Annotated in this window: 2 protein-coding genes and 2 pseudogenes; 2 read left to right on the forward strand and 2 right to left on the reverse strand. The window is 76.0% G+C overall.

The window, feature by feature from the left end; genetic code table 11:
• A pseudogene (locus tag L7D48_RS26345) lies at positions 1-241 on the forward strand (hypothetical protein); the annotation flags it as partial.
• A gap of 46 nt (positions 242-287) precedes the next feature.
• On the opposite strand, the gene L7D48_RS26350 reads toward L7D48_RS26345, so the two are convergent.
• Together L7D48_RS26350 and L7D48_RS26355 are read right to left on the reverse strand one after the other, a co-directional pair.
• Positions 288-2,381, reverse strand: coding sequence for a SpoIIE family protein phosphatase (locus L7D48_RS26350; protein WP_237883213.1), 2,094 nt, complete (start codon positions 2,379-2,381; stop codon positions 288-290).
• A 13-nt stretch (positions 2,382-2,394) separates the two neighbouring features.
• Entirely contained in the window at positions 2,395-3,615 is a 1,221-nt protein-coding gene (locus L7D48_RS26355; protein ID WP_237883215.1) for an acyl-CoA dehydrogenase family protein, read from the reverse strand.
• Between the two features lie 569 nt (positions 3,616-4,184).
• Here L7D48_RS26355 and L7D48_RS26360 point away from each other — a divergent pair.
• A pseudogene (locus tag L7D48_RS26360) lies at positions 4,185-4,477 on the forward strand (hypothetical protein); the annotation flags it as partial.

A 4,477-nucleotide genomic window follows, 5' to 3' on the forward strand; every position in this document is an offset into this window, starting at 1 on the left:
GGCCCCGGCGACCCCTTCAGCCCCGCCGTCGGCGTCCGAAGCGCCCGCCGTGCCGCCCGCCGAGGAACTGGACGCGATGCGGCGGCTCACCGAGGACCTCAGCAGCTCCCTGTCCGGGGCCGCCGACCGTCCCGCCTTCCACGACGCCGAGCAGGCCGCGCGGGTGATCGAGGAGCTCACCGCCGCGGTCCGCAACATCGCCCTGTGCCTGAACGGCACCAACCTCCGCACCCGCCCCTGAGAGCGGGATCCCCGGAGGCGGGCCCGTCGGAGACGGGCGGCGGCGCTCAGCCCAGCCGGCTGAGCGCCAGGACGGCCAGGTCGTCGCGGAGCCGCTCGCCCCACCAGGAGTGGGCGTCCTCCAGCAGGGCGGCCACCACGCGGTCGGCGGGACGCCCGTCGGCGGGCGCCGACGGGCGTCCGGCGAGCAGGGCGGAGAGGTCCTCGGGCTCGCGGCGGTCCTCCGCCCCGGCGCCCTCGGTGAAGCCGTCGGTGTAGAAGACCAGGGTCTCGCCCGGCCGCAGCTCCACCTCGGTCACCGGGTGGTGCAGCTCGTCCAGGACGCCCAGCAGCGGGCCGCGCACCTCCAGCGGCACGGCACGGCCGTCGGCGCGGCGCAGCAGCGGGGCGGGGTGTCCGGCGGAGGCGATGCGGACGCGGGCGGTGCCGGAGGGGCCCGAGGTGGCCGCCGGATCGGAGGGCGGCTCCAGAACGGCGTAGGCGAGGGTGCAGAAGGGGGTGTTCTGGCGCCGCAGCGCGTTGTTGACCAGGCCCAGGACGTGCTCGGGATCGGTGGTGTGCTGGGCCGCCGCCCACAGGGTGTGGCGGACCAGGCCGGTGATGGCCGCGGCGCCGGGCCCCTTGCCGCAGACGTCGCCCAGGGCCAGGACGTACCGGCCGTCGGGGGCGGCGAAGGCGTCGTAGAAGTCCCCGCCGATGTGCAGGCCGCTGCCGAAGGGGTGGTAGCGGGCGGCGAGGTCAAAACCGGGCAGCTCGGGCAGGCGGGGCGGGAGCAGCGGGCGCTCCAGGGCCTGGGTGGTGGCGCGCAGCCGGTGCAGCAGGCGGTCCCGCTGGATGCCGACCGCCACCTGGTCGGCGATGTTCTCCAGGATGGACAGTGTGGAGCCGGGCAGGGCCAGCCGGGTGCTCAGGGTCAGCACACCGATCAGCTCCCCGCCGGAGACCAGCGGATAACCGGCGAAGGAACCCGCCGGGCGACCGGACCCGGCGCGCCGGCCGTCGGGGGGCGTGAGGTCCAGATGGGGGCGCTTGTGGTCGACGATCCGCCCGACCAGTTCCTCGTCCGCGTGTCCGGGGTGGAGGCGGTCGGCGGCTGTGGTGCGGTCGACGTCGGCGCAGGCGGCGGGCTCGGGTCTGCCGGACGGCGTCAGGGTCCACAGGCAGGCGCGGTCGGCGCCCAGCCGGTCCGCGGTGGCCCGTACGCAGCGGTGCAGGCGCTCGGCCAGCGGCCCGGAGGCCGTCATGGCGGCGGCGACCTCCGCGCTGAGCAGGGCGTGGCCGGTGCGCTCGGCGAGTTTGCGCTGCGCGTGCAGGCGGTCGGTGACGTCCTCGGCGAGCACCAGGACGCGCTCGCGGCCCCCGGAGTCCGTCACCTTCTGGGGGGCTATGCGCATGGCCTGCGAGGTGCCGTCGGATCTGGTGCGCTCGAAGACCACGTCGGGGCCGGGCGCGGACTGCTCCCGGGCGGTGGCCAGGTGCTGCCGCAGCGTGGCGCGGGCGTCCGGCGGGAACAGGTCGGCCAGCGGACGGCGGAGCGAGCCGTGGTCGTCCAGCTCCAGGACGTCCGCGGCCCGGTGGTTCCAGGCGAGCACCGCGCCGTCGTCGTCCAGCATGAGCGCGCCGATCGGGGCCTGGGTGAGGAACTCGCCCAGCAGCCGCTCCCCCAGCTGCCGGCCCATCACCGTGCCGGTGACGAGCTGCCGCTGGGCGGCGGCCCGCACCGCGGTCTCGGCGCGGCGCCGGGTCACGCCCTCCAGCAGTTCGCGGGCCGTCTGCGGCAGCAGGTCGGCCCGCGCGTCCGGGATCCGGCGCACGAGGTCGGCGGAGAAGAGTATCGGCAGCGTGGTGAGCCGGGAATCGGTGGCGGAGGTGGCGACCACCACCGCCGCCAGGTCCGCCGGATGGGGACGCAGCGCGTGGATCAGGCCGACCGGGGACGGCACCCGGCGGCCCACCACCACCACGGCGGGCCGGCGTTCGCCGGGCGTCCCCTCGGTGTGCTCCAGGACGCTCGCGGACGTGACGTGGACCAGTTCGGCCTCCTGGCCGGACGCGGCCTCCCTGCCGAACGCGGCCTCGAAGTCCTCCGCGGTCTCGGGGAGGACGTCCACCAGCAGGATGCGGGTTCTCTCTGCGGACATCGTCAGTACCCCGTCAGCCTTCCAGCAGCGGTTCGTCCAGCAGCGCCTTGCCGGCCCACACCCGCAGTACGTCGGTGACCGGGGCCATCACATGGGCGGCGCGGGCGTCGCGCAGCATCCGCTGCAGCGGCGAGTCCGTCCCGTAGCCGATCCCGCCGACCAGGGTCAGGGCGTCGTTCACGGTGGCCTCGGCCGCGTCGGCGACCTCGGCCTTGGCCGAGGCCAGTCCCGGCAGGGCATCGGGGCCGCCGAGCTCCGCCTCGGCGGCGGCCTGGTAGATCAGCCGCCGGGTGCGCTCCACCCGGGCCCACATCGTGCCCAGCCGGTGCTGCACGACCGGGTTGCCGGCCAGGGTGTGGCCTGCGCGCGTGCGCCGCCGCATCAGATGGGCGCGGGTCTCCTCCAGGGCGGCCGCGGCGACGCCCAGGTAGGTGCCGGACATGGCCATCAGGAAGTAGGGGGCGACGACGTTGAACATGTACCAGATCTCGTCGCCCTCCTGCCCCAGCAGGCACTCGGCGGGGATCTCCACCCCGGGCAGCTCCAGGCCGCGCGAGGCGTTGCCCCGCATGCCGAAGCCGTGCCACTCGGGACCCCACTGAAGGCCGGGCGTACCGGCGTCGACGACCGTGCAGGAGAACTGGCCGGGCGGCGTCCTCGGCCCCACGGCGATCGTGGACAGGACGTAGGAGTCGGCGTGGCCGCCGTTGGTGACGAAGCTCTTGGAGCCGGTCAGCCGCAGCCGGTCGCCGCCGGGGTGCCCGACGCGTTCCATGCGCGTCTGCGGCAGCCAGAACTCGCCGCCCGTCCCGGGCTCCGACAGGGCCAACGTCGTCAGGTGCTCTCCGGCGGCGATGGGCTCCAGGTACCGCTCCCGCTGGACGGTGTCGGACTGGGCGGCGATCACCGCCGAGCCGACCAGGTGCATGCCGAAGCAGATCGACGTCGAGGCGCAGGCCCGGCCCGTCGCCTCGCCGACCTGCGCCACGGCCAGCAGCCCGTGCCCCATGCCGCCGGAGTGCTCGGGCACCACCAGCCCGCCCAGCCGGGCCAGCAGGGCCGCCATGCCCTCCTTCGGCCACCGCTGCTCCGCGTCGACCGCCGCGGCCTGCGGGGCCAGGACCTCCTCGGAGATCTCCCGGGCAACGGCCACCGCGGTTCCCAGTTCGATCCGCACCACCGCTGTACTCCGCTTCTTCGTACGAACCCGGTCGACAGCATCGGCGGGTGTCACGGTTTCCGGCATCCTTGCCGGACGGCAACGGTCCCGTAGCCTACTTGAGACATCTTCCGTATCGGGAGGCCAGGACTCCGGTGGGCCCGGATCCGCCCCGCGGCCCGTCCGGCACCCCGTCTCGCGGGCCCGTCCGGCGGCCCTCCGCGCCCTGCCCGCGGCAGGCGGCACCGGTGCGCTCGTGCGGGCGAACGACCAGGTCAACGGCTGCTTCCCGTCTTCCTCGCATCCGCCCCCGGGGTGGTCCGGGCCGCCGCTGCGGGTGTGCCCGGGGCCCTGCCGGAGGCGGCGGACCGCGCACATGGGGCGTGCGTCACAGCGCACGGATCTTCCCGAGCGCCCCCTTCCCTTTCCGCCCGCGCCGACCCGCGCCCGCCTGCGCCTGTCCGCACCCGTCCGCACCCGCCTCCGGCCGGGACGCGGCCGTAGGCCGGCTGCCGTACGGCCGTCGTCCGATCGGTGCGGCCGCCGCGCGGGCGCGCGCCGCCCCGGCCGGCGCGCTGGTACAACGGCGGGCGGGGGGCAGACCGCAGGCCGCAGGACGACCGGGTGGAGGCCTCGTGAACGCCATGCCGGGCAGAACGCCGGGCAGAGCACCGACCTTCGGCCGCACGGTGCCGGTCCCCGGCGGGCTCCTCGCCCCCCGGGGGATCAGAGGGCTCGCCGCCGTCGGCACCGGTGCCACGGCCGCGGCGCCGGGCTCACCGAGCGCCCTGCGGCGGGAGGCCCGCAAGCTGGCGGCCGTCTGCGCCCTGCTGGCGCTGTCCGCCGCAGTCCTGGTGCCGCTCACCCTGCCACTCGGCTGGGACGAGACGGTCTACGCCAGCCGCTTCCCCCCTTACGGCCCCCCGACCCCCTTCAG

The organism is Streptomyces sp. ICN903 (genome assembly GCF_022015835.1).
Classification (GTDB): Bacteria; Actinomycetota; Actinomycetes; order Streptomycetales; family Streptomycetaceae; genus Streptomyces; species Streptomyces fenghuangensis.

Excerpts from the sequence above, each read along its gene's own strand:
- L7D48_RS26350 (WP_237883213.1), bottom strand. The coding sequence starts at position 2,381 with ATGTCCGCAGAGAGAACCCGCATCCTGCTGGTGGACGTCCTCCCCGAG.